The sequence below is a fragment of the Candidatus Melainabacteria bacterium genome (assembly GCA_003963305.1).
Classification (GTDB): Bacteria; Cyanobacteriota; Vampirovibrionia; order Obscuribacterales; family Obscuribacteraceae; genus PALSA-1081.
Genome location: RXJR01000021.1, coordinates 195,960 through 219,246, shown reverse-complemented (window position 1 = coordinate 219,246; position 23,287 = coordinate 195,960). Strand labels below are relative to the sequence as shown.

Annotated in this window: 19 protein-coding genes; 6 read left to right on the top strand and 13 right to left on the bottom strand. The window is 50.0% G+C overall.

Annotation, left to right across the window (positions count from 1 at the left end):
• The 9 genes from EKK48_20880 to EKK48_20840 all read right to left on the bottom strand — a co-directional run.
• Nucleotides 1–2,923, bottom strand: a 2,923-nt coding sequence (locus EKK48_20880; protein ID RTL38889.1) for a hypothetical protein, incomplete at its 3' end; no start/stop codon positions are given.
• Between the two features lie 2 nt (nt 2,924–2,925).
• Nucleotides 2,926–4,623: a M23 family metallopeptidase gene (locus EKK48_20875; GenBank protein ID RTL38888.1), complete on the bottom strand. Its 1,698-nt coding sequence runs from the start codon at nt 4,621–4,623 to the stop codon at nt 2,926–2,928.
• Nucleotides 4,624–4,658: 35 nt separating this feature from the next.
• Nucleotides 4,659–6,083 carry a DUF4101 domain-containing protein gene (locus EKK48_20870; protein ID RTL38887.1) on the bottom strand — a complete coding sequence of 475 codons (1,425 nt, stop codon included), beginning with the start codon at nt 6,081–6,083 and terminating at the stop codon, nt 4,659–4,661.
• 123 nt (nt 6,084–6,206) lie between these two features.
• Nucleotides 6,207–6,839 carry a septum formation inhibitor Maf gene (locus EKK48_20865; protein ID RTL38886.1) on the bottom strand — a complete coding sequence of 211 codons (633 nt, stop codon included), beginning with the start codon at nt 6,837–6,839 and terminating at the stop codon, nt 6,207–6,209.
• Nucleotides 6,836–8,821, bottom strand: a complete 1,986-nt coding sequence (locus EKK48_20860) for a 6-bladed beta-propeller (protein ID RTL38885.1) — start codon at nt 8,819–8,821, stop codon at nt 6,836–6,838. The genes EKK48_20865 and EKK48_20860 overlap by 4 nt, the downstream gene beginning before the upstream one ends.
• Before the next feature lie 2 nt (nt 8,822–8,823).
• On the bottom strand, nt 8,824–9,327 hold the full coding sequence (locus tag EKK48_20855) for an FHA domain-containing protein (GenBank protein ID RTL38884.1): 504 nt from the start codon (nt 9,325–9,327) through the stop codon (nt 8,824–8,826).
• 6 nt (nt 9,328–9,333) lie between these two features.
• The gene (locus EKK48_20850) at nt 9,334–10,095 is read right to left on the bottom strand and encodes a Stp1/IreP family PP2C-type Ser/Thr phosphatase (GenBank protein RTL38883.1); all 762 of its coding nucleotides are present in this window, start codon (nt 10,093–10,095) and stop codon (nt 9,334–9,336) included.
• Between the two features lie 3 nt (nt 10,096–10,098).
• Entirely contained in the window at nt 10,099–12,003 is a 1,905-nt protein-coding gene (locus EKK48_20845) for an AarF/ABC1/UbiB kinase family protein (GenBank protein RTL38882.1), read from the bottom strand.
• Nucleotides 12,004–12,063: 60 nt separating this feature from the next.
• A complete protein-coding gene (locus tag EKK48_20840) occupies nt 12,064–12,426 on the bottom strand; it encodes a hypothetical protein (protein RTL38881.1) in 363 nt (120 codons plus the stop codon).
• A 265-nt stretch (nt 12,427–12,691) separates the two neighbouring features.
• On the opposite strand from EKK48_20840, the gene rocF reads away from it, so the two are divergent.
• Nucleotides 12,692–13,681, top strand: a complete 990-nt coding sequence (gene rocF, locus EKK48_20835; GenBank protein RTL38880.1) for an arginase — start codon at nt 12,692–12,694, stop codon at nt 13,679–13,681.
• Nucleotides 13,682–13,711: 30 nt separating this feature from the next.
• Here rocF and lexA read toward each other — a convergent pair whose 3' ends face one another.
• Nucleotides 13,712–14,416, bottom strand: a complete 705-nt coding sequence (lexA, locus tag EKK48_20830) for a transcriptional repressor LexA (GenBank protein RTL38879.1) — start codon at nt 14,414–14,416, stop codon at nt 13,712–13,714.
• A 225-nt stretch (nt 14,417–14,641) separates the two neighbouring features.
• Here lexA and EKK48_20825 point away from each other — a divergent pair, with 225 nt between their 5' ends.
• Entirely contained in the window at nt 14,642–15,835 is a 1,194-nt protein-coding gene (locus EKK48_20825; protein RTL38878.1) for a hypothetical protein, read from the top strand.
• A gap of 80 nt (nt 15,836–15,915) precedes the next feature.
• Here EKK48_20825 and EKK48_20820 read toward each other — a convergent pair whose 3' ends face one another.
• Together EKK48_20820 and EKK48_20815 are read right to left on the bottom strand one after the other, a co-directional pair.
• A complete protein-coding gene (locus EKK48_20820; GenBank protein RTL38877.1) occupies nt 15,916–16,911 on the bottom strand; it encodes an NADPH:quinone reductase in 996 nt (331 codons plus the stop codon).
• Between the two features lie 82 nt (nt 16,912–16,993).
• Nucleotides 16,994–18,826 (bottom strand): fibronectin/fibrinogen-binding protein, encoded by a 1,833-nt coding sequence (locus EKK48_20815; GenBank protein ID RTL38876.1) that lies wholly within the window; start codon nt 18,824–18,826, stop codon nt 16,994–16,996.
• A 289-nt stretch (nt 18,827–19,115) separates the two neighbouring features.
• Between EKK48_20815 and EKK48_20810 the strand changes: the two genes are divergently transcribed.
• Entirely contained in the window at nt 19,116–19,748 is a 633-nt protein-coding gene (locus tag EKK48_20810; GenBank protein RTL38896.1) for a guanylate kinase, read from the top strand.
• Complete coding sequence (locus EKK48_20805; GenBank protein RTL38875.1) at nt 19,687–19,947, top strand: DNA-directed RNA polymerase subunit omega; 261 nt, start codon at nt 19,687–19,689, stop codon at nt 19,945–19,947. The genes EKK48_20810 and EKK48_20805 overlap by 62 nt, the downstream gene beginning before the upstream one ends.
• A 320-nt stretch (nt 19,948–20,267) precedes the next feature.
• On the opposite strand, the gene dusB is transcribed toward EKK48_20805, so the two are convergent.
• Nucleotides 20,268–21,383, bottom strand: coding sequence for a tRNA dihydrouridine synthase DusB (dusB, locus tag EKK48_20800; GenBank protein ID RTL38874.1), 1,116 nt, complete (start codon nt 21,381–21,383; stop codon nt 20,268–20,270).
• A gap of 104 nt (nt 21,384–21,487) precedes the next feature.
• Between dusB and EKK48_20795 the strand changes: the two genes are divergently transcribed.
• On the top strand, nt 21,488–22,627 hold the full coding sequence (locus tag EKK48_20795) for a hypothetical protein (GenBank protein RTL38873.1): 1,140 nt from the start codon (nt 21,488–21,490) through the stop codon (nt 22,625–22,627).
• The gene (locus EKK48_20790; protein RTL38872.1) at nt 22,624–23,253 is read left to right on the top strand and encodes a carboxypeptidase regulatory-like domain-containing protein; all 630 of its coding nucleotides are present in this window, start codon (nt 22,624–22,626) and stop codon (nt 23,251–23,253) included. The genes EKK48_20795 and EKK48_20790 overlap by 4 nt, the downstream gene beginning before the upstream one ends.
• Nucleotides 23,254–23,287: the final 34 nt, after the last annotated feature.

Below are 23,287 nucleotides of genomic sequence, written 5' to 3'. Positions count from 1 at the left end.
GCTCTATGCCGCTTTCACCAGTACGGTTCGCGTCCAGTACCGATGCTGTGATGTGTTGACCAGCTATGGCTTTTTGCGGCAGAACCATACGGGAACCGTTGCCCGGCTCCTTCACGTCGGCAGGCAAACCCGGACTGTCCCAGCCTTTCGCCGCTTCTCTTTCAGCGATCAAATTGGTTGTGGAAAGCTTTTGCGTCTCCAGCGGGGGAGTTGGGTAATCCATCGCGTTATGTGGGCTGGGATTCTCTTTCTGTGTTTCATCAAGAACTGCGATGGTCGCCGATGTTGACGGAACGCCCGGCGCCGTGGGTGTTGCTATGGACAATGCCAGTTTATCGGAAAGATCCGGGTAGCCAATAAGATCGGAGATTCTGGGCGTCGGACGAAGAGCGGTTGGCTCATTGTCAATCTCAACTGACGGCGCAATGGCATTGTTTTCAGGACTGGAATTACCGTAAGGCATGCGCATGTCGGCAGCTTCTCGTCTCTCCGCTTCCGCCTGTCTGGCGGCCTCAGCCAGAATTGCATCGGCGCGCGACATTTGCTCGCCCGACACTTGGCCGGATGGATCAAGGTTGAGTATTCCCTGTTGCTGCTCGAGTTCGACCTGGCGTGCTGCCTCAGCCAGAATCGCATCATCTCGGCTCATGGGCGCGTTTCTATTATCTTTGTCGTCAGCCTTGAGCAGCTTTTCATCTGATTTTTGTTGTTTTCCGTTCGCCTTTTGCAGCTTTTCATTAGCTTTACGCATCTTCTCGGCTTGAGCCAGACGAATTTTCTCTTCTTTTTTTTGTCTCTCTTCTGATTCCGCAAGCCGAGCTTCTTCTTCCATTTTTCGTTTGGTTTCAGCCTCGGCGCGACGTTCTTCTTCCTCGTATCTGCGTTTGCTTTCCGCCTCCAGTCGGCGTTCTTCTTCCTTTTGTTTTTGCTTGGTTTCGGCTTCGAGCTGTTTCTGCCGCTCATCCTGCAGACGTTGTTTTTCTCTCTCTGCTTTCTTGTCCGTCTTTGCTTTCTGCACCTGGTCTGGCTCTTGCTGGGCTGAAACTTCTTTGTTCTTCCGCTCCTCCTGCTTTTCTGCGGCGCTTGCATCCGCTATTGCAGTTTGATTCTTATCCTTTCGTGCTTCCGCAAGGTTAGTCTGGCTTGTGACGGGTGTTAGCGCCGACGCTGTCGGGTTATTGAACAGACGCTCACGTTCAGTCATTATTGCCTGCAGAACAACTGTAGAATGCTTGCTCAACTCCCTTGTGTCCCCGGCGTCGGAGCTCTTGTTCTGATCTGGTGGCGTATTGCAGCATGACGAGTCTACGTTGACTGAGACTAGCTTGGCGAGCCAGAAATCGACGTCAGACTGGCTTTGGATGTCGAAACCTTTTTGGATGGATGAGTGCGCTGAAACGACAACTACATATTCACCGGCGTTTTTCCCACAAGGTGCCACTTTGTCTTTGCAGAAACCAGCTATGGTGACGTTGAGCAGTCCATTCTCCTTCTTGGCCCAGACCGCGGCAAGCGAACCCCGACACTCGTTTGACACCTTCACATCGCCAGATGACCAGGCTTCAGCGCTCATCGAACTTCGCGAAATTGAGTTTTTATCCACGATTCGATTTGCATCAGTGCGGCTGTCAATTGCCTTATTTAAAACATCGACTGCCAGTTTAAGAACAAATTTCTGGTTCTCGTCTTCTAGCTTTGCCTGTTCCGTCGGGTCATTAAGGGCTCGTGCCAGATCCTTCAACAAGCTGATCAGTGCGCTATCTGGCTTGTAGTCCCCCTGTGTAGTGCGCGCCGGAACCGTTTCGATCTCTGATGCCTTCGATTTCGCCGGCGGCTGGTTCTTTTCGTCGTTTGATTTTTTTTCTGTGCTGTCTTTTTTGTCGCCCTTTGCTTTGGCTTCGCCTTGTGCCGTAGCTTCGCTCTGAGCCCTGGCTTCGCTCTGTGCTTTGGCTTCGCTCTGTGCTTTGGCTTCGCTCTGAGCTTTGGCTTCGCTCTGAGCTTTGGCTTCGCTCTGAGCTTTGGCTTCGCTCTGTGCCTTGGCTTCGCTCTGTGCCCTGGCTTCGCTTTGTGCTTTGGCTTCTTTCTGCTTTTTCTTTTCAGCCTTGTTTGCGGCTTTTGCTAATTCTCTGTCGGCGGCTTCTTTCGCTTCTTTTGCCTTGTTTGCGGCTTTTTCGTCGTCTTTTGATCTTGCTTGAACGGAGGCGGCGTCGTTGCTGCCGGACTCGTTCTTTTCTCCAATGTTCTTATCTTGTTTCTGATTTTTATTCGACTGTTTATCGTTTTTGTCTTTGTTTTTTTCCTTCTTTTTTTTCTGATCTGGAACTTCTTCTGTGGGTTTTTCCTGGTCTTTTACATCGTCTTTTCTGTTCTTGTCTTTGTTCTTTTCTTTGTTCTTTTCTATGTCCTTTCCGTCTTCCTTATCCTTATCCTTTTTTTTCTTTTTCGTCTTTTCTGTGGATTTTTTGTCTTCTTGATCTTTGGAATTTGATTTGTCTGTGTTCTTAGACTGATCAGATTCTGCGCTTGTCTTTTCTCCCGGAGAAGTGGGTTCTGCTTTGCCCGGTACAACTTCGCCTGGCTTGGATTCTGGTTTTTCACCGTTTGCTTCCGCTGGTTGGTTTGCTGCGGAATTTATTTTTGAATCAGTTTCTGTTGTACTGTTTGAATTTTGAGATGAAGTTGTTCCAGCGTTCGACTCCGAATTTGGCTGTGCAGTTTTTGTTTCGTTCGACTTGCTTTCATTCTTATGTTTGCGAAACGGAAAAGCCGCGACAAGTTCTTTGTCTGCGTGGGAAGTTCTGTGGGTTCGATAGGTCGAGGTTTTGGAGATGCCGGAGGCTGCGGTGCATATTGATAGAGAGAGCGCAGCTAGTATCGATACAGCAGTCCGAGTAATGGTTTCGGAATACGTGCATTTGTACATCTCTATTCACCTACTCCGTTTCCGAAAATATCCTCGTAAACGCCCATTGTCTCCGCCGGAGTCATGCCCCAGCCCAGGTACTTGCCGTCCAGCCATATTTCAAAATGCAAGTGCGGATATTTAGCTCTACCTGGCAGGTTCTGACCAGTGCCGGAAACTCCGACAAATCCAATCAAATCGCCGCGAGCCACCTGTTGATCCTTTTTGACCTGGGGGTTCACCTTGTTCAGGTGGGCATAACGGGTGACAATGCCGTTGCCATGGCTTATCCAGACCTGGCAACCGCGGAACAGGTCTTCATTGTGGTCAGAGGTGCGGTGCTCTCGATAGCATTCGTTCATGACTTTGTTGAATTGTGCGGCGTTCATGTCTTTGAAATTGACATCGCTGCGTAAGACTTTACCCCCGTCAGCGGCGCGCACTTGCGTATTCATCGCCACTTTGGTGCGGCTGCCCGGGTCGAGGAAGAAGTCCATGCCCTCATGTATTCCGAATCGGTATAGTCTGCGGGCACCAGGGAAGACACCAACGTGACGAGGCAGGGCAACTCCTTTAATTGGAATGATCATGCCATCGAGTCGCTCATCGTTGCTGTGACGTTTGAATGCTACCTTCATGCTGTCTGGTTGAGCCAGCTTGCGTTGCTGCAATCGTCCGCCATTGAGAATCCAAAAGCCGTCGCTTGTAGGAATGAGACCGCGCAGGTCGCTGTTTTTAGCGAATAGGAATTGCGCTACGCGTCCTGTGGCTTTATCAATTACAAGGACTCGATTGTTTTCGCGCTCTGTAATGAAGAGCGGCATCCCGGGTCCTGTGAGGATTCTGGATGGTCGCATGCCTGCGACTCGAGTGTACTTGAAAGGCATCTGATGCGTGCCTGGGGCACCAACTTCGGTGCTGAATTTGAAGATATTGCCAAATTTCTTGACTATGAATATGGAACTTTCGTCGCTGGACATAGACAGTCCATCGCCTACGTAAGTATCGCCGGGCTTGATTCTCCAGGGCAGCGTGTCGTTCAAATATCTGTTCATTTTCGCCGGACCACCGGGCGTTTGCCAGATTTGATTGCGCTCTGGGTCAAGCAACATGACCGTCTTTCCGGCAACGGCTAAGTCTATGAATTCAGGGTCTGGTTGCCCTTGCAGAAATGGCAGGTTGGAACGAAATAGCTGCCACTTATTTGAGCGAGGCGAGTATTCGTAGAGGTCACCTGATTTATCGAGAACGATTATCGACGCACGACCCGGGCAGGCTGCAAAATTATTGAATTCTTGAATTTTTACATTGCCAAACGCTTTTGGCGGCTCAATCTTTTTGAGCGCTAATTCCAATCCGTTTTTCAGATTCGTTATGCCGTCAGGACATATCCACAGGCATCTGGGCGTGAGAAACAAGAGGTCATTGTTAACGGAGAGCACCGCTGAAGGTTTTACTTCTTTTCCCTGTTCATCTTTAAGAGAAAGAAGATTTGCGTTTTGATTGTCTGCTGTGGTCGATTGAATACTTGTCGAGGGCGCGGCTTGAGCTGCCACCGGAAGGGTTGACCGCGTGCCCAGGGTGAGACTCGACTGCGCTGCGATAGGTTTGTCTGCTAGAACCATCAGCGACGACCCGGCGGCTACAGCGCAGCCAAGAGCGAGAGCTAAAGTTGACTTGGAGTTACGAATCTGTTTGCTAGTGCGATTTGGCAGTGTCAATTGTGGGCTTTCTAGTGCCGGCTTGCCGACAGAATCTATCTAGTCTTGTTCTTACCAGGTTGCGTCACGATTGCAGAATCGCTAATCAACCATTTGTCTCCTGATTTTTCGATTGTATAGTTGACATTGTAAGTGTCTTCGCTGTCTTTGATGACCTGTCCGGTCGGTTCATCCATATACTTGCTTGATTCTTTCACCTGTGCAAAAACGGCATACTTCTGCCCTTTTACGAGCTCGTTGTAGCGATCAACGACAACCGATCTCGGGTTCATGTCGTAGTATTTTTTGTTTGTTTGCAGCCATTTGATTGCGTCAGACTGACGTATCAGGGCTTTTCCTGACAGCGCAGTGGAAAGCTCTGAAGTGTCTCTTTGCCTTACGGCTACCTTTTTCAGTTTCTGCCAGTTGAAGATAACTTCTCTGAATGTATCTTTCAAACTGGTTGGAGCTGCTGGTGCTGTACTGGTTTCATCAGGATTTGAGCTATCCGTTGTTGTCGGCTGACTCGATGCAGTCGCTTGAGACGCAGTATTTGGGCTTGTCACTGGAGGTCTCTGGGGTGTGGCTGTAGCAATCTTGGTCGGTGTCGATCCTGTCGTTCTTGTAGCTTTTGGTGTCTCAATGCCAAAGCTCAGTCCCGGTGGCGACGCAATCGTTGTACGTGGCGTTTTAGACGCTGTCGTGGTTGTTGTGCGCTTGGACGTTTCCCAACCGTTTTCGGTCGTGTCAGATTGCTTGTCTGGATTAGAAGCGACGCGAGACGGGGTTGTGTCAGTGTCAGTCGAGTCGGTTGCACTTTCTGGCGGATGCTGTTTAAGCAAATCTGAGCTGGCGTCTTTGCTGCTTACTTTTATAACGAATGAGTATTTGTCTGCAGCTGTTTTATCTTGTTCCGGGTGCAAGTTAACAACATAACTACCAGCCGAAAGGTTAAGGGGTTTGGACTCACTACTCTGTAATAGTTGGACTCTTGACTTTTCGAGCTGCCCGTTAAAATCTGAAATCCGTGCTTCTTTGGCTCCCAGCGATTCAAGCAAGAAGTCTGCGCTCATCTCTAGATTAAAGATGGCAGTATTCTTGTTCTGATTGTTTAAGCGCAGCTCCGCGCTAGTAATTTTGTCTTTTGCCGATTCGATTTTTAGTCGATTTTGTCCTGCGTCGACGTACTCGCTGCCGTCGCCTTTGAACGGTCCAATGCCTGGCCAGCCACCGGTTTTAATCAAGGCACTCTGTTTTAACGCGTCGATAGAACAGAGTGGCGCTGGACCACTACCGGCACCGCCAGATGCCTCTACTGAGCTGGATTCTGTCGCTCCACCTGCCTTTTTTTCAGTCACGGCGGGGTCTGAGAACATCTGGTCCAATGATGGGTCTGCATCCGCTGCAAAACCTGCTCCGCACGTCAAAAATGAGCTAATGACGGTCAGGCTAAATGCTGTCGTGAAGTCTCGTCTGCGCACTCCAGTAACCCCTCAAACGGTCATAGTAGACGTTAACACATTATAGGATCGGCGCGCTCGTTAAAAACCCTGGTTCTTCACTTTGCTAAACTGCGATTAAGGCGGTTTAATTAGCTGATAGCGTTACGGCAAGCCAAGTATCAGATATCCACTATCGCGCAGCAGTGATACCACATTTGGTATTGGCAAGCCGACGATGTTGGTATGCGAGCCCTCAATTTTTTCGATCAAGGCTGCGCCTATACCTTGCAGAGCATAGGCGCCGGCTTTGTCCATAGGTTCGCCCGTATCGACATAGGCTTCCAGCTCACGCTCATCCAGCGACCTGAAAAAGACTTTTGATCGTTCGCAACTATGACTTTCGATTACCCGTCCGTCCTCTTCGCGAACAATGAGCCAGACGCCCGTGTAGACTTCGTGAGCTCGCCCTGAAAGTCTTTTTAGCATATCTATTGCTTCGGCTCGATCGGTGGGTTTTCCGAGAAAATTTCCGTCTAAAACTACGATAGTATCTGCGCCCAAAACAAGGAGTCGCTCATCTCTCGACTTAGCTGAAAGGCTTTTGAAAACATCAGCAGTTTTTTGCTGAGCTAAATTTAGCACCAGTTCCTCGGGCGCCAATGCTGGATCCATAATCTCGTCGATGGTGCTCGGCAGCACTTGAAAGGTCAATCCGAGCGCCGTCAGTAAGTCTTTTCGGCGTGGCGATGTAGAGGCAAGCACTAACTTGCCGTTTGGCTGTGCAGTCTGTTTCAATTTTGTGAAAGCTCAAACACTTGGATGCGCTGGTTACCCTTGTCTGCCACGTAGAGAAAGCTATTTTCGGGGTCGATGCTTATATCTGACGGTCCGATGAATTTACCTGGCTCGCTTCCTCTGCCGCCAAAAATATAGAACAAATTCCCGGTCGGGCCAAAGACTTGAATGCGATGATTAAGTGAATCAAGCACATAAATTTTATCGTTTTTATCGACGGCGACGCTTCTTGGAACGTTGAACTGGCCTGGCCCGTTGCCTTTGCTGCCAAATGAGCGCAGCAAGCTGCCTGACTTATTGAATACGAAAATCCGGGAGGCACCGTAGTCAGCACAGTACAGTTGGTTGGCGCGATCAATGGCGATGCCTGACGGCAGTTGCAAATCGGACTCGGTTTTGCCTTTACAATCGATTTTGCGCATCCACAGACCCAGTTCAGATTGAAAAACCTGAATGCAAGCGTTGGTTATATCTGAAAGATAAATCAGACCGGTCGAGTCTACGGCAATCCCTTGTAATCCGCCCTCTTTGCCCTGAATGTTGCAAAATTCTTTGACGAATACGCCCTTGCTGTCGAATACACGCACGTATGGATCGCTGCTGTCGACGACATATACTCGCCCCTTCAAGTCGATCGCTATGCCACTAGGTTTGGTGAGAGAGCCGCCACGTGTTTTAGTGTCGGTATCTGTGACGACCAGGTCTCCAACCCAGCGTCCTTCGAATGAATAGACGTGCACTTTACGAGTTGCGGTATCGCCGACGATGACACGTCCAGATCTGTAGCAAACCACAGACGGTTCTACGAGTTTGGCCTGGTTCTTGCCATGAGTATCAAAAATGTGGATTGGTTTGCTTGGCCGCGATTCTTGCGGAGCTGGTGCAGCGCGGCTTTTGAGCGAAATTTCCGGAGCCTTGAAATTGAGAGCAGATGTTGGTGCAATCGTTTGGGCTGTGTCAATTTCACCGACATAGTTGGTTCTTTGACCGAAATCAGTGGGAGTATTGTGATCTGTTTGAGCACTCTGATTACGCAACTGACGAATGCTTTCAGGCAGCTGGTACCCGCCCGGGTCAGTGTTATGTCCGCCTCCTGAGCCGGGTGCCGGCATTGAGACCGGTGCGATCGAGGAAATGTCAGCGGCTTGATCGCCAAGTGATTTTTGAAAGTCCCTGGCGAATTCTTTAACCGAACGAAATCTTTCTCTTGCTCGCTTTCGCAGTGCTTTTGTCACCGCTGCGGAGGTTTCCAGATTGATGTATGGAATCAAGATGTGGAGCGGCTTTTCTTCTTGTGAAACGATTTTGACGATTGTCTGGGCGATACCATCGCCGGTGAATGGTACCACTCCTGACAATGACTCGTAACTGACAACACCGAGAGAAAAAATGTCGGCGCGATGATCGACGTTTTTTGCGTCTTGCAGTTGCTCAGGCGAGACGTAAGCCAGAGTGCCCATCATGACGCCGGTTTTCGTCAAGTTTGTCTGTTCAAAGTCATCAGCAGAGCGAGCGATGCCGAAGTCGGTTATTTTTACTCGCCCATCGTTGAGCAGAAAGATGTTGTCTGGCTTCACATCGCGATGCACTACATTCATACTGTGGGCAAAGGACAGTCCTTCCACGACCTGAGCAAAAATGGGCCAGTATTGTTGCGGTGTCAGGCGCCCGCCTTTGAGTTCAAGCTCTTTTCTCAAGCTGTGTCCTTCCAGATACTCCATGACATAAAAATATGTGCCGGAATCAGTCGAGACATCATATACGGTGACAATGTTGGGATGTTTCAATCGAGACGCCGTAGCCGCCTCGCGTTTGAAACGGTCGCGAAACTCTTGTTCTTTGGCCGGGTCGATATTTGTCATGACCAGCTGCTTGATAGCCACCAGCGTGTTGTCACGCTGATCGAGCGCCTGGTAGACGATGCCCATTCCTCCTCGCCCAATTTCAGCGAGAATTTTGTACCGACCAAAATCGCCAGTCATTGCTATTCCAGTACGAAGATCATTTCGGTTTTGCCGAATGTAATTCGATCGCCTGGGAAAATTTGTCTACGCTCGGTAAGAATCTCACCGTTTAGAAGCGTACCGTTGGTACTGCCCAGGTCCTCCACCCAGAAACCGCCCTGCATTTGCAGCACCCAGGCGTGGTGGCGAGATATATAGTGGTCGGCTGTGAGCGAGATATTGTTGGTTTGGTCGCGTCCGATTTTACTGACTGATTGAGTCAGGGCAAAGCGGTCATTAGTCAGTTTATTGAACAAGAATGCTGGTCGCGACTGTTTCGACTCGCGTCGAGCGCCGCCTCCTTGCATCCCGTAGAGTTCAGCGCCACCTTGACTCTGACCCTGAGCGCCGTTCAAATCGTTGCCCGGTCCCTGACCAGGATTCGAACCGACGCCCACCGGTTGCGTGATGCCGCAAACGGTGCACCTGCCATCAGGGTCGATCGCCCCACCGCAACGTGCGCATTGTTTGCCGCTCATTGACATGAACTTCTACTTGTTTCCGTTGTCAGAATCGTCGAAATAGTTCACTACAACGACTGTAACGTTGTCCGGCGCACCGCCGTCCAGCGTTAGTTTGACCAGCTCTTCGCAAACCCCATCAGGTTCATGCGTCGTGCTGACAACGTCGCAGATCTGCTCGTCTCTAAGCACCGTCGGCAAGCCGTCAGAACAGAGAACGATCCAATCACCGCGCTTCAGCTCAACAGGAGTTTGATCGACTTCGACCTTTTCCTCATGACCCAGGCAGCGCGTGATTAAGTTTTTGTAAGGGTTGATTCTGGCCTGCTCTTCTGTCAAGCGTCCGGCTCTAACCATCTCCTGTACGACCGAGTGATCGTTGGTGAGGAGGGTCGGTTTGCCGTCTCTCAATAGATAAGCTCGGGAATCGCCCACATGCGCGATTTCGAGGTAATTGTCATCGCCCTGCACCGCTACTACCACGGTGGTTCCCATACCCCTTACAGTCGAGTCTTCCTCGGCTTCGTGCCAAACAGATTGGTTGGCCTGGGTGACGGTTTCAAGTAACCATTTTTGAATGGATTCGCGATCAGAAGAAGGCGGTGGCGTCTCTTTCCAGCGCTTTTCAATGGCTTCGACAGCAAGCTTGCTTGCCTTCGCGCCACCAACCGCGCCGCCCATACCGTCAGCAACCGCAAAAACCCGATTATCTGGGCTTACGTAGTAATTATCTTCGTTCCTCTGACGCTGGCAACCCGCATCAGTCCGTGCAGCCGCACGCCATTTCAGCATCGTTTATCTCCGTTGCCCCCTTGATTGACCGGAATTCTTGGAGCGTCTTACCAAGCTTTCCGGTGCTACCAAATGCCACATTATTATTGCCCCCATTACACCATTTCCAATCAAAAAATAGTTGGCATAACTCCTATATTCTGGAATATTGGCAAAAGTCGCAATGATCAGCGGAAACGCCAAGAGCCAGAGGGAAAAGCTGATCAGCTGCCGTGTTTTATGCTCCTGCGCTTTTATTTGCGTTTCCAGTAAGTAAACTTTAGCCTTCAAATCACTAACTTCTTGAAGATTCGCTGCAGCAAATTTAACTTCTTCTGCCTCGGCGCGAGCACCGTTTTTATTTTTTCCGGCAGTTAGCTTGAGCAGCTTGTCATCCGAGATATTGAAAATAACTTTCAGCAAAGTTGCGGCATTGGCCGGACGGCTGAGAATCCACTTCTTCAAAGCAGGCTTAGCCGCTTCGACGAAGCTGAAATTAGGGCGCAAAGTACGGGCTATGCCTTCAATTGTCGTACCTGAGCGCAGCAGGTAGGCGAGATTTGGTGGCATTGTCAGGGCTTTATCAGTAGCTATCTGATCGATATCGTGTTCGATCGCACTGAAGTCAAGATCGCGAAGCTCTTTGCCTGAATAGTATTCGAGAAACGGTTCCAGAGCTCTTGTCACTGGACCGCTCTTAGCCTCTGGTTTGATGATGCCCAGGGCGGTCAGATGCTTTATCAGTTCGGGGGTGTCTCGTTTTATCACCGCTGCGATGCACCCGGTGATTGCTTCTCTTTGAGCTTCACTTATTTCGCCCATCATGCCGAAGTCATAAATGATGACTTTGCCCTCATCGTTTACCGAGAGATTTCCTGCATGTGGGTCAGCGTGGAAAAATCCATGCATCAAGACTTGCTCGAGATATCCATTGACTAGCTCGTTGCCAAGTTTGCCCAGGTTGATCCCTTTCTGTTCAAGCTCAGCGACTTTGTCGATTTTGGTGCCGGGAAGATATTCCAGGGTAAGTACTCGCCGACCCGTAAACTTCCAGAACACCCTCGGCACAATCATCGACTGATGGTTGCGCAAGACATGTCTGATGCGGTCGGCGTTTCTTCCTTCCTGGATGTAATTGATTTCCTGGAAGAGCGTTTTGCCAAATTCGTCTGATAATGCAAGCCATGAATCCCACTGACCTTGAGGGCGGATCAAAAGTCCCCATCTGGCCAGGCGGCGCATATAACCGAGGTCTTTGTAGAAGAGTTGAGAAAGATCGGGGCGTTGAACTTTGACGACCACCGAATGCCCATCTTTTAAAGTGGCGCGATGCACCTGTCCGATGCTCGCCGAAGCGATTGGTTGAGGATCGAAGCTGACGAAAACCTGTTCCGGCGACGCTCCCAGATCGCTTTCTATTGTGCTGCGCACCAGATCGATAGGAAATGGCGGCACCTTGTCTTGAAGGAGCGAGAGTTCATCGGCAATTTCGAGTGGCAAGCAGTCGCGGCGAACTGATAAAAACTGACCTAATTTAACGAAGGTTGGACCCAGTTCTACCAGGGCTTCTCTCAATCTGACAGCCCGCCGCCGCTTCAATTCAGACTTGCTGAATTTGGGTTTGATGCGGTCTGAGAAGGCTTCGAAGCTGAAGCTTGCAAGCGTTTTCGCCATCTTCCAGAAGCGCTTGTCCGTGACGAGATTGCGAAATCTCACGGAGGCGTCAGCGAGGCTCGAATCGTACTGCAGCCCACCGCTCGACGACGTGGAAAATTTGTTTTTGGAGTCGGTTGATTTTGCTGCAGTAAGGTTAGTCGAGCTGTCCAGCACGAGCGGTGAAAGCGGCACAGCCGATTCCAGTTCTGGGTTCAGTTCTGGTGGAGTGCTGTCGGTCATGTACGGGACTTGGGCGCGGATCTCAGTTGCCACTACACTTTCATTGGTCTGAGTTGGGTAATTCTGCAGGTCTTGGGGTGCCCATTATCCAGACTAGACGGGCGTTCTGGTTGTTTTTAACTCAGCTATTTCAGCACGTAGTGTCGCGATTTCAGCACGCAACTCGTTGATTTCGGTGGTGTCGCCGAGGGCGCCGAGCGAGAAGTCGGCAACTTGCCGGCGGATTTTTTCCTTCATCTGGTTTTCGATAACTTCTGAGCGCTGCCAGATATGCTGCGAAACTTCACCAACGACTTCTTTGATTTTCTCTTTTGCTTCCTCGACTCTGTCAGTTTCTTTCGACTTGACTTCGCCGGCTCTTGCGGTGACTGAGTCGAGCGCATCTTCTATGCGTTCACGTCCGACTTCGAAAGCTGCCCGACCCAGAAAAAGGACTTTGATGAGTGGCCGAAACACGTCGATAACCTCCATTAGCACCAGGTCAAGAATTTGCACCAAGTTGCATGCTGCCAAGCGTTTGAGTCTGAATAATCAGAAAACTCTTTTACTTCGGCATTCTGTCGCGCTGGCAAAGACAAAATGTATCCGAAGATTATACACTAGTAGGCATCTGACAGAGGCTCACATTCGAAGCAAGCACACAATGTGTAATGCGAGCTCTCGATTGGCCCGTCGGTGATTTACCAACCGGTAGCACCATAGTCGACGAAAGGAATAAACAGTGACACCTGAAATCAAGTCTGCACCAGCGGTTACAACGAGTAAGGAACTTCACAGGCATAGGCAGAGTGGACCAAATCTGGCTACGGCCGTGACTTTGATCTATGTGCCGCTCCATCTTGGTGGTTCTCACAGGGGCGTGAGCATGGGACCGGCTGCCATGAAGGTCGCCGATGTCGCTGCAAAGATTGAAAAAATCGGGTTCAGAGTGGCCAGAGAAGTTGATATCAACGTGCCCCATTCAGTTTGCTGGTGGGACAAAAACAGCACTGCCAAGTGTGTGCCTGAGATCGCTGAAGTCAGTCAAGCTGTGGCCGATGCGGTTGAAGAGGCTCTAGTAGCCGGAACTATTCCGATAACAATCGGGGGCGACCACAGCTTAGCTATCGGTAGTATTGCCGGTGTTTCCAATCACTTCCGTAAATCGAACCAGAAATTCGGTCTGATCTGGTTTGATGCTCATGGTGACATTAACACGCCTGACACCAGTGACAGTGGCAATGTCCACGGTATGCCTTTTGCGGTGTCACTTGGACAGGGTGACCCTCGTCTCGTCAATTTGTGTGGTTTTTCGCCCAAGGTAGAAAGTGATAAGTCCGTACTCGTAGGAATTCGCGCTATTGACGCACCGGAGCGCGAAATTATCACCAAAACTGGTGTCACAGCGTTTACGATGCGCGACATCGATCACCTCGGTCTGGGCAAAGTAACAGACTTAGCTCTGAGTGCAGTCGGAAACGACATTGCCGGCTTGCACGTATCGTTTGATATTGACGCTATCGACCCGCAAGTCGCCCCTGGCGTAAGCACTCCTTCGAGCGGCGGCTTGAGTTACAGAGAAAGTCATCTGGCCCTGGAATTGCTTGCTGAAACTGGTTTGATTCGTTCAATCGACATCGTTGAGCTGAATCCAGCCAAAGACACCCGCAATAAGACGGCTGATCTGGCCACAGGGCTGATTCTGTCAGCTTTAGGTCAAAACATCCTCTAGGATCGCCTCGACTTAGCAGTTTTCTTTGAACTAAAGTTTTCTGAAGAGCCCGACGACGCTTCCCTGTATTTGCAGCTCGCTTGCCGAATCAACAAAAATTGGTTCCATCTCGCTATTGGCTGGTTGTAATCGATAGCCATTCTTTTCTTTGAAGAAGCGCTTCAACGTGGCAGATCCATCTTCCAGCAAAGCGACTACAACTTCGCCATTTCGCGGGGATGGATTTGGTTTGATGATGACGTAATCACCGTCGTATATGCCGTCTTCAATCATTGAATCGCCTTTGACTTTCAGCGCGTAACAGCCGTCATCACTATATTTCTGGTCGATTTCCAGATATTCGTCTGACTGCACTGCATCGATTGGTCGACCGGCAGCGATCGTGCCAGCCAGAGGTAGACCGGCCGGACGTTTGGAGTCCAGGTCGATAACTGAGCTTGAGTTCGAGCGGGAGCTGGAATGGGAGGAACGCTCTTTCTGTAGAAATTGTTGCGCTTCACCAACCACTTTTAACGAACGGTTCAGTCCTGGCTCCCAGTGAACAAGTCCCTTTTTCTTCAAGGCGGCGACGTGCTGGTGCACAGTCATCCGATTTTTTAACCCTAATGCCGCTGCAAGCTCCGCCAGAGTTGGTGGATAACCGTGTTCTTCTGTGAGGTTAATAATGTGGTGGACAACATCCCTCTGTCTGGGCGGCAGACCGGCCAGGACAGCGTTTCCATCAAAGTCAGACATAAAATCTCCTCAAGGCACATACGTAAGTATAGTACCAGGCAATTAATGTGTCCAGCATTTTTTTTCCAGGTGCCACCAGTTCTTCTTTTAAGCGGCCTGGTCTGATTTGCCAGAAAATGGCCGCTCTTATGCGTGGAAACACGATTGTGAAATCGCTAGCGCGGTCATACTATGGTGTCGACTTCAGCGACATAATCTCTTCCCCCGCAAATCTAGGTACCGCTCATGGGCGATCCTGCTTGGCGTGGTCCTTCCGATGGTTTCGGAAGCCACGACCAAAAACAATCACAATGGACTAGGCTGCAAGAAGAACTTTCTTACAAGTTCATAGATCAGATTGCGTCAGCACCCAGCCCGTCCGACAGACTTGCAGAGCAGCGACGGCAAGCTGCAGCCAATCAGTCGGCAGCGGCTTTTGACAATGTCGGGGCGCCAGGATCGGCAACTCAAAATTCGCAGTTTCATAGTACCAATTTTGGTGCCTTTGACGGGACGAAAGGGGTTCGACCATTTACTGAAATTACCGGTCACAATCAGACCGGCCAATTTGCGCCGCAACGGCAGTTCGGGCCTCAAGTTCAGACTCTGCCTCAACTTCAAACACAGCCTCGACTTCAAACACAACCTGAGCTTCGTCGACCCGATGTTCCGGTTTTGCGCGGCGATCCTTCTCGCCCTGCTCCCGAGTATCCAGGTGGCATCGGTCCGGATGCGCGCATGACCGGTGCAGTGATCAGTTCCATGGGCGGCGGTCCGCGGGTCTTGTGGGAGATGTTCACTAGAACATACAACAGCAGAGCGAAAGAGAATGTATTGCCAGGTCAACTTCCATTAGTTGAAGTGGCACCACAAGCGCTTGCAAAAATCGATCACTGGATGCTCATGGGTGACAGCGACATGAGCCAGCCCAGAGCGGAGTACGGCAATCGCAACTTGAGACCCGGTCCTGAGCAGAAAGGAAATGTGTTCGCGGTTGGTGTCAATAAAGAAGGTAATCCGATCAACGTCCTCGAGTATTACTGGGGCGACAAACAGATGATTTACGCCGGACAGTATCAAATCAGTTATTCGAAAGACAACTACGGTTTGATGCACAGTCGCATCGATCACTATAAAGCGGATCAGCCCGGCGCCATTGGTCCGCGTGCCGTAATCGGCTCGAGCGTCAACGTCTATGAGGGAACTACAGAGTATGTTTCCAATGATCGAAATCAGATGTTGAGCGTGCGCAAGTTTGATTACATCAACCCCAACGTGCCTGAGGTAGGTGTTGAGTTCGATTCAAACGGAGCGCATAAAATCTGGCGCGACGGTAATTCCGGCACACTGCGAGAGCAGGCTGTAGCACCTAATATGGTGCGTCAGACGGTTGACAGTCTCTCCAACCACTTTTATTTCCGCAATTTATACGGACCATAGAAAGCATTTCGGGCTGGTCCCGCAAGTTTGGGCAAGTAAGGAGCTGGCAGAAATGTCGGCTCTCTTATTATGTTTGCTGGTTAATTGACAGAGACGATTATTTTGCCGATCTGTTCGTTCGACTGCATATGCCGGTGCGCTTCGGCGATCTGGTCTAGTGTAAAAGTCTTATCCAGCACAGGTTTGAGCTTGCCTGATGTGAGACCGTCAATAACATATTTTTTCGCCCGCTCAAGTCGGTCCGGTCTGCCCGTTATTTGAAACAGTGTATAGCCGCGGATTACCAGTCCTTTCTTCAAAGCCATCATGAGCGGGAATGGTGTTGGCATCATGCTCAGGGCTCCGTAAATAAAGATCGTGGCTTCCGGTGCAGCCAGGTCTGCAAGATCTTTCAAAAATGTACCGGCAACCGCATCGAAGATTACGCGCGAGCCTTTCCCTTTGGTGATTTGATGAACCCGTCTTTCCAGATCTTCTTCGTCTGTAACGACTACGTGATCGGCTCCGGCATCGAGCAGCGCTTGCTTTTTTGCCGCACTGCGCGTGGTGGCAATTGAAGTGGCGCCTATCTCTTTGACAAGTTGAATTGCAGCGAACCCGACACTACTGCTGGCTGCTGTGATTACTACAAAGTCGCCTGGTTGGGTATTCCCGAATTCAATCAGTGCTCCGTAAGCGGTCAGGTATTGCATCCAGATGGACGTTGCTTCGTGTGTACTGAGATGGTCTGGATAGTGTGCTACTGCTGTTGCGGGAACGACTGCCGTATCTCCATAGACGCCATATTTGGCCATCGAGAACGATGGAATCGTACTGACCTTGTCTCCCACCTTACAGTTGGTCACTTTTGCGCCGACTGCTTCGACAACTCCAGCTGCTTCGTAACCAATTCTGCTTGGGAAGTCGACGTCGCGTTCGAGATACTTACCTTCTCGAAATACAATTTCAGCACGGTTCAGACCAATTGCTTCTACTTTGATTTTGACTTCATTTTCGCCGGGTTCGTCAATCTCAATATTTTCTATTTTGAGTACTTCCGGTCCGCCGAAATTATGAAAACGCACGACACGAGGCATGCCTAAGTTCCTTTTGCAAAATTTGAGATGTGGCGATTATTGCACAATGAACTGTCAGCGGTACTGATTCGTAACGCGCGAGTTAATTGCTGAAGAGCGTCTTCATACACTTCGGCATGGGCGTGGAAGTATCGATTTCAAGCGTCTTTTCGTTTTCGTATCTGACCAGACCGGGTTTGTCTTTGCCGAGCTTTTTTACATGTTTACATTGTGTGTAAACCACTCGAACTTTGCTGCCGGTCGAGGCTTTCGATAGACGCGCCGCTACTTGAGCTGCCTCTTTGATAGTGTTCAAGGGCGGCTCCTGCTTGGATGCGGGTACCTTAATCAGAACATGAGCGCCCCCCTGTCCAAGCACGTGAAGCCAGAGGTCGTTTGGCTGTGCCAGTCTGCTCAGAAGCTGGTCGTTCTCATGTCGGTTGCGTCCGACATAGATTGTCCATCCGTCTGATGACGTCAAACTCAATATTTTCGCTTTCGATTTTTTCTTATCGTTTGGTTTTGCAGGGGCGGTTTTGGGGAGCTCACTCTGTTTTCGCCCGATCAAATTGTCTTTTAGCCGGCGTAATTCCTCGCTGTCTGCAGCACGCTCTACAGCTTCAGATTGACCGCGCACTGTTTCCAGGCGCTTTGTTGCTTCTGCGCACGCCGCTGAGGCGGCAGTCAACCTCGATCTGCTTTTGGCAAACTGCCGATAGAAAAATTGCGCGTTCTGCGATCCGTTCAGATTGGGATTCAATTTGATTGTTTGTGTGGCACCGTTCTCGCCGTACAAATTTGCGCATTGCAGTGTTTCCTGACCAGGCTTTATTTCGTTTAGATGGGCCAAAATCAAATCACCGGAGCGTTTCAGCTGATCCAGATCTTCTGCTGCTGTAACGTGTTGAGATGCTGCAGAGATGCGGTTCTCTAGTTTCTCAATTTCATTTTTCAGCTCTGAGCGCAGGCGTTCGCGTAATTGTTGAAACTGCTCTCGGTTTTCCACTGATTTATAGTATTCATCAACCATGTCGTTGGCGCTGGGAAACGGACGCCAGACCGATTCGTCTTCAACTCCTGCCCACCACGACAGTACTGTGTAGCGGCTTAAGTCGAGTCTCATTGCCGGTTTGAAGTGATCAGTCGTCTGCAGCGCCAGAGATTTTTCCCACAAAATAGTCTTGAAGTTACTGTCTTTTACGGCTTCTTGAATAGAACTCTTCAGACCTGTGCTGGCTACTAATTCTTCCGAAAGCTGGCGTCCCAATCCGGTAAATGTTGTGATTAGCCACTGTTCTACTGTGGGCGCAATCAAAGGGGCGCCCACATCTTGTTGAACTTTCTCAATCAAGTCATCTGCCCTGGCGAAGAAGTCTTCTTTTGACACGGTGAAAATATTGGGCTTGTCTTGTTTTGGTGGACGAACAAATCTCAGTCCGGCTGCCACTTCTCTCTGGCGACTCATTTCTTGTGTCACCACATGCGAAGCCGTCAGAATTTTTTCCGTATTCTTATCCCAGAAGATCAAGTTGCTGTGTCGCCCCATTACTTCAGCGGTGAGAATCTTCAGGGACGTACCTCCGACTTCATCTGTACACGAGAAAATCAGATCAGCCGTGCGCTCGCCAGTGGGTTGTTCAATGCCTACCAGTGTGGAGCTTGTCAGATGTCGCCGTAGTAGAAGCAGGAATTGGGATTGTGAATGGTTCGGTTTTGGTTTGTCGCTCTGATTAAGTTGCGCCTGGCGCACCAGGCAAATGCGACCGTAAGCAGACTGGGCTGACAACAATAAGTTCGTCATCCCTGCTTTTGCGCGCATGGAAAACACAATTTCATCTCTGGCGTTTTGATAGACTTTGTCTACCTTGCGCCCTATCAATAGCGGTTTAGCTTCGCTGAGAACAGCCCTCATTGTCAGGGCGTCGAATGGTTGCATGGCTTCTCTTGGTCGGGTTTAATTAGAGCAGGAGAAATCGGACGAAGCGAATAGCACGAACTGCGCCGTACATGCGCAAATTCAGAACCAGCGTAGTAGAGCTAAAGGTCTAGAAACTGCGCTAGCGCATAAATATAGCCTAATTCAGAAAAAATAGAAACCGCAAACTATGAACCCACGAGTTATTCCAAACAAAACGCATAGTTCTAAAAAAGACTCCCCTTCAGAGACTGGCCAGGCTCCTCGAGTCGCCAGAGATGCGGGTTTTGGAGCTGGACCAGTGAAACGACTGCCAAAGGGAAATTTGATTGTCATAACCGGACCTTCCGGAGTTGGAAAGGGGACAGTCGTGCAGCGTTTGCTCGACGACGTACCGAACCTGGCTAAATCGGTTTCGGCAACGACACGTGCTATGAGACCCGGGGAACAGGACGGTATTGATTACTTCTTCGTCACCGACGAGAAGTTTGCCGAGATGCTTGAGAATCACGAGTTCATGGAGTGGGCTGAGTATTCGGGCAATTTTTACGGCACGCCTCGCAAGTGGGTGGAAGAACAACTTCGCGTCAAGAGAAGTGAAGAAGGCGATCATGCCGGTACTGACGTAATTCTTGAAATCGAAGTGGACGGCGCAAAACAGATTTGCGATCGCTTTCCCCAGGCTGTACTTATCTTTTTGTCACCGCCGTCATTTGATGAATTGAAAAGTCGTTTGAAGGGGCGAGGCACTGAAAGCCCCGCCAAAATACAGCTTCGCCTGCACAAAGCAAGGCAGGAAATGCGCGAGCGGGGGCTGTTCCATTATGAAGTTGTAAATGACAACATTGATGAAGCTGTCAAAAATCTGACGCATATAGTGTATGCTGAAAGGTGTCGTATACGAGAAACAAAGGCACCTGGGGCTTCAGATGAGCACTACTAGAATTTTGGATCAACTCCTGGACAAAGACACGAACCGTTATGAACTGGTTCTCAAGGTGGCACAGCGCGCCAAGCAGATCAAGAACGAAACTCGCGATCAGCACAAAGCGACGAATGCCGTGATTCAAGCCTTGCAAATGGTTGCTGCTGAAAACGACGGCAACATCTTGATTTCACCGTCTGGTTACGCGATCTACTAGTCGCGACTTCAGTATCTCCGCAAATCATTGCCCCACAAGGAATTCGGGCTGTTGTTGTCTGATTTCCCTGTTACCCTCGACGCTGTGCCTCGCCCAGTGAGGGTCTCGTAATAGCTTTAAATAATCTCAGTCTGTTCACCGTGGGAGAAATCCCGTTGTCAAACGAGTGAAGCTGTCTTATATTTTCTCTGAAGCCTGGAAAAGGCTGACTGGTTCCCGCAACGGCTGAGAATAAGATGGATCCCTGGCTTATCTTACTTATGCTTGCACTTCTATCCGGCGTCATGGGCTGGATTACGACACCTTTCGTGAACGGAATTCTATGGTACTGCGACTGGAGAGAGGGAGCGCCCATCAACTGGGGTCTCGACACTGCTTTCGCCATCGCCGTTCCATTTGCGTGGATGTTCTCGTTGCTGGAAATTTGCCTGCTCTACATGAAGTAGAAATCGTTTTTTACCATCAGTTCCTGCCACCATTTCCGCCAGTTCAGCAAGGATGACAGCGGCTTCGGCGGCGTTTGCAATTTGAGTTAGCCGGGCTCGGAATGGCGCACTACCGACGATGCCTTTGGTGTAGTGCGTCATGTGTCGGCGTGATTCATTAGCGCCTATGCGTGGACCTTTATAGTTGATCAGACCCAGGCAATGGCTGTAGGCGACCATCAATTTATCGACTTCTTCAGGGGCTTCATCAAGCTTGCCTGTCTCCAGGTACTTGGTGATTCGTGCGATCAGCCATGGATTACCAAGTGTGCCGCGCGCCACAGCCACACCGTCGCAACCTGTGATTTCCAGCAGTCTGACAGCATCTTCAGGTTCGAACACATCGCCGTTTCCGAAAACCGGAATCGACAGAGCTTGTTTTACTTTGCCTATCCACGACCAATCTGCCTTTCCGGAGTAAAGCTGTTGGCGTGTTCTGCCGTGTACTGTGACAGCACAGGCTCCAGCGCCTTCCAGCATCTCGCCAAATTCAACCGCATTGCGTGAATCATCATCCCATCCCAGTCTGAATTTGACTGATACGGGAATCGAAATAGCTGATCGCACAGTTTGAACGATTTCTCTGGCCAGATCGGGCTCGCGCATGAGGGCGCAGCCGTCCTTACCTTTTGTGATTTTGGGCACAGGGCAGCCCATGTTGATGTCGACGAAATCTGCGCCTTTCGCCTCCGCCATACGCGCTGCGCTCGCCATCACGTCTGGTTCGTGTCCAAAAATTTGAATGCCGATCGGTCGCTCGTCGTCGCACAGATCCATTATTCTGCACTCGGGGCGATTCATTAAAGCGCGGCTGGAGACCATTTCGGTCGATAACATGCACTCACTGTCAACGCTCCTGACGATGTCGCGAAAGACGATGTCAGTGACTCCAGCCATTGGAGGCACGTAGACACGACTCTTCAAAGTCATGGAACCGATTTTGAGTGTCATAATGTGGCCGGTCCTGGAGACGCAATTGACGAGCAGTTGCGTTTTGCGCGAGTCAGTCGAGCGCCGGAAGCGCTCATTTTATATTACAAGAACGGCGGCAAGGAATGTCAACAATCTCTCTCTTCGGCACACTAGTTGACACAATCAAGCAGCATTATGAGTTGCCGGAAATATTGAATGTCTACCTGATGCCGTCGGTGCGATCGCATGCTGCTGGTTCCGATAGCGTCTACCGCCTCGTTACGGCACACGACTCCTACGTTTTAAGACCTTTTCGCACGGACGCAAGTGCCGCGATCAATTTACATAATCAGTTCCTGAGCTGGTCTGAACAGCGCAATATTTCTTTCACTCAGCGAATCATCAAAACAAAGAACGGTGAAAGCTTTTATCAAACTGAAGAGGGCAAATGGTGGCTTTCTTCCTATATCGAGGCTGAGCCGGCATTTGAATGGACGAAACCGACCTGGTCAGTGCAGGCGTGTGAGCAAGCAGGCGTCGCTCTTTATCAACTTCATTGTGCGCTGAAGCAATTTGGAGGGCAAAGCTCGACAATTTCATTGTCAATCGCATCGAAAACCTTTGAAAATTCTGTTTGTGCTGGTCTCGTAGAGCGTTTCGCTCAGGCGTTGTCGGGCAACCAGGGGGTTGCCAGGGATGCAGATAATGTCGTTGCTCTGGTATCAGATGCAGTGGCGCAAATTTGCAGGGGCGGAGGCTCGCTTGATTTTTCAATTGAGGGCAAACTAACTGATCGTCTTGCTGAGCGCAAACCAAATGATTACCTTGCAGAGTACCAATTGATACATGGTGATTTTCATCCAGGCAATATTCTTTTCTCTGCCGGAAAAGCAGTGGCTGTTATCGATTTTGAGTATCTCAGTGTTGAGCCTCCGTTGTACGATCTGGCCTATGCATTGATTATGTTTTGTACGCAGTGGCCGCAAACCCAACCCGCTGCTGAGTCTCAAATCGTTAATACCGATGGTGCGATCGACCTGGCAAAAATGCAGTCATTTTTGAAGGGATATCTGATGGATGTCCTGCCGCGATTTGATGCTTTGCCTTTTCGACCTGACCTATTGATTCCTTATATGAAAGTAGCTGCCGCAATCTGCCTGACGTGGTTTCTCGAGAGAGGGGTGGAGGACCGTACTGTGCAGCATTTCATCAATGTCGTGAAGCAGCTGCAAAATTTAAGTACAATGGATGTTCTTCGAGCAATTGGTGAACGATCAACTTGAAAAACGTATTGATACCACTCTTGTTTTTAGGGCTGCTTACAACGGCGCCTGCTCTCTCGGAAGACGAACCGACGCCGATTATTTCCGGTACGGTCAGCACCGCCAACGGTAAGAAGCCTATGCCTGGTGTTCAGGTGATTCTTTTGAATCAGACTGGTGTTCAGCTGGCGCAGGGCGTGACCGGCGAACGCGGCGGATTCAGTTTCAAACATACGCAGTGTCGAAAGTGTATTCTGCAGGTTTTGCCTAATTTGGACACGCACTACGCTTGTGCCGTCATTGAGAATATTCCGGGTGATTCCAACCGCAACTTTATTCTCAACCTGCAGCGTGGCTTTACGATCACGGGAAGGGTGACTTCCGGGAAGCGTGGACTAAAAGGAATTGGAATGCGCGCCTACTCTGTTGATACCAATGCAGAAGGTAAGAAAGTCTATGACGGTGGTCTGGCTATAACCGGCAAAAACGGCGCCTTTACAATGATTCTCACGCCCGGGCACAAGAAAATCGAGCTCACTAACAAGCGCTATCCCGAGCTTGAGGAGGTCACTGAAATGACCTGGGATGTTACGGGAGATGCTCAGATTCCCGATATAGAGATGCCTGAATCGGACCATCGCGATTAAAAAGGTGGTTGTTTCTTTGCGAAACAACCACCTT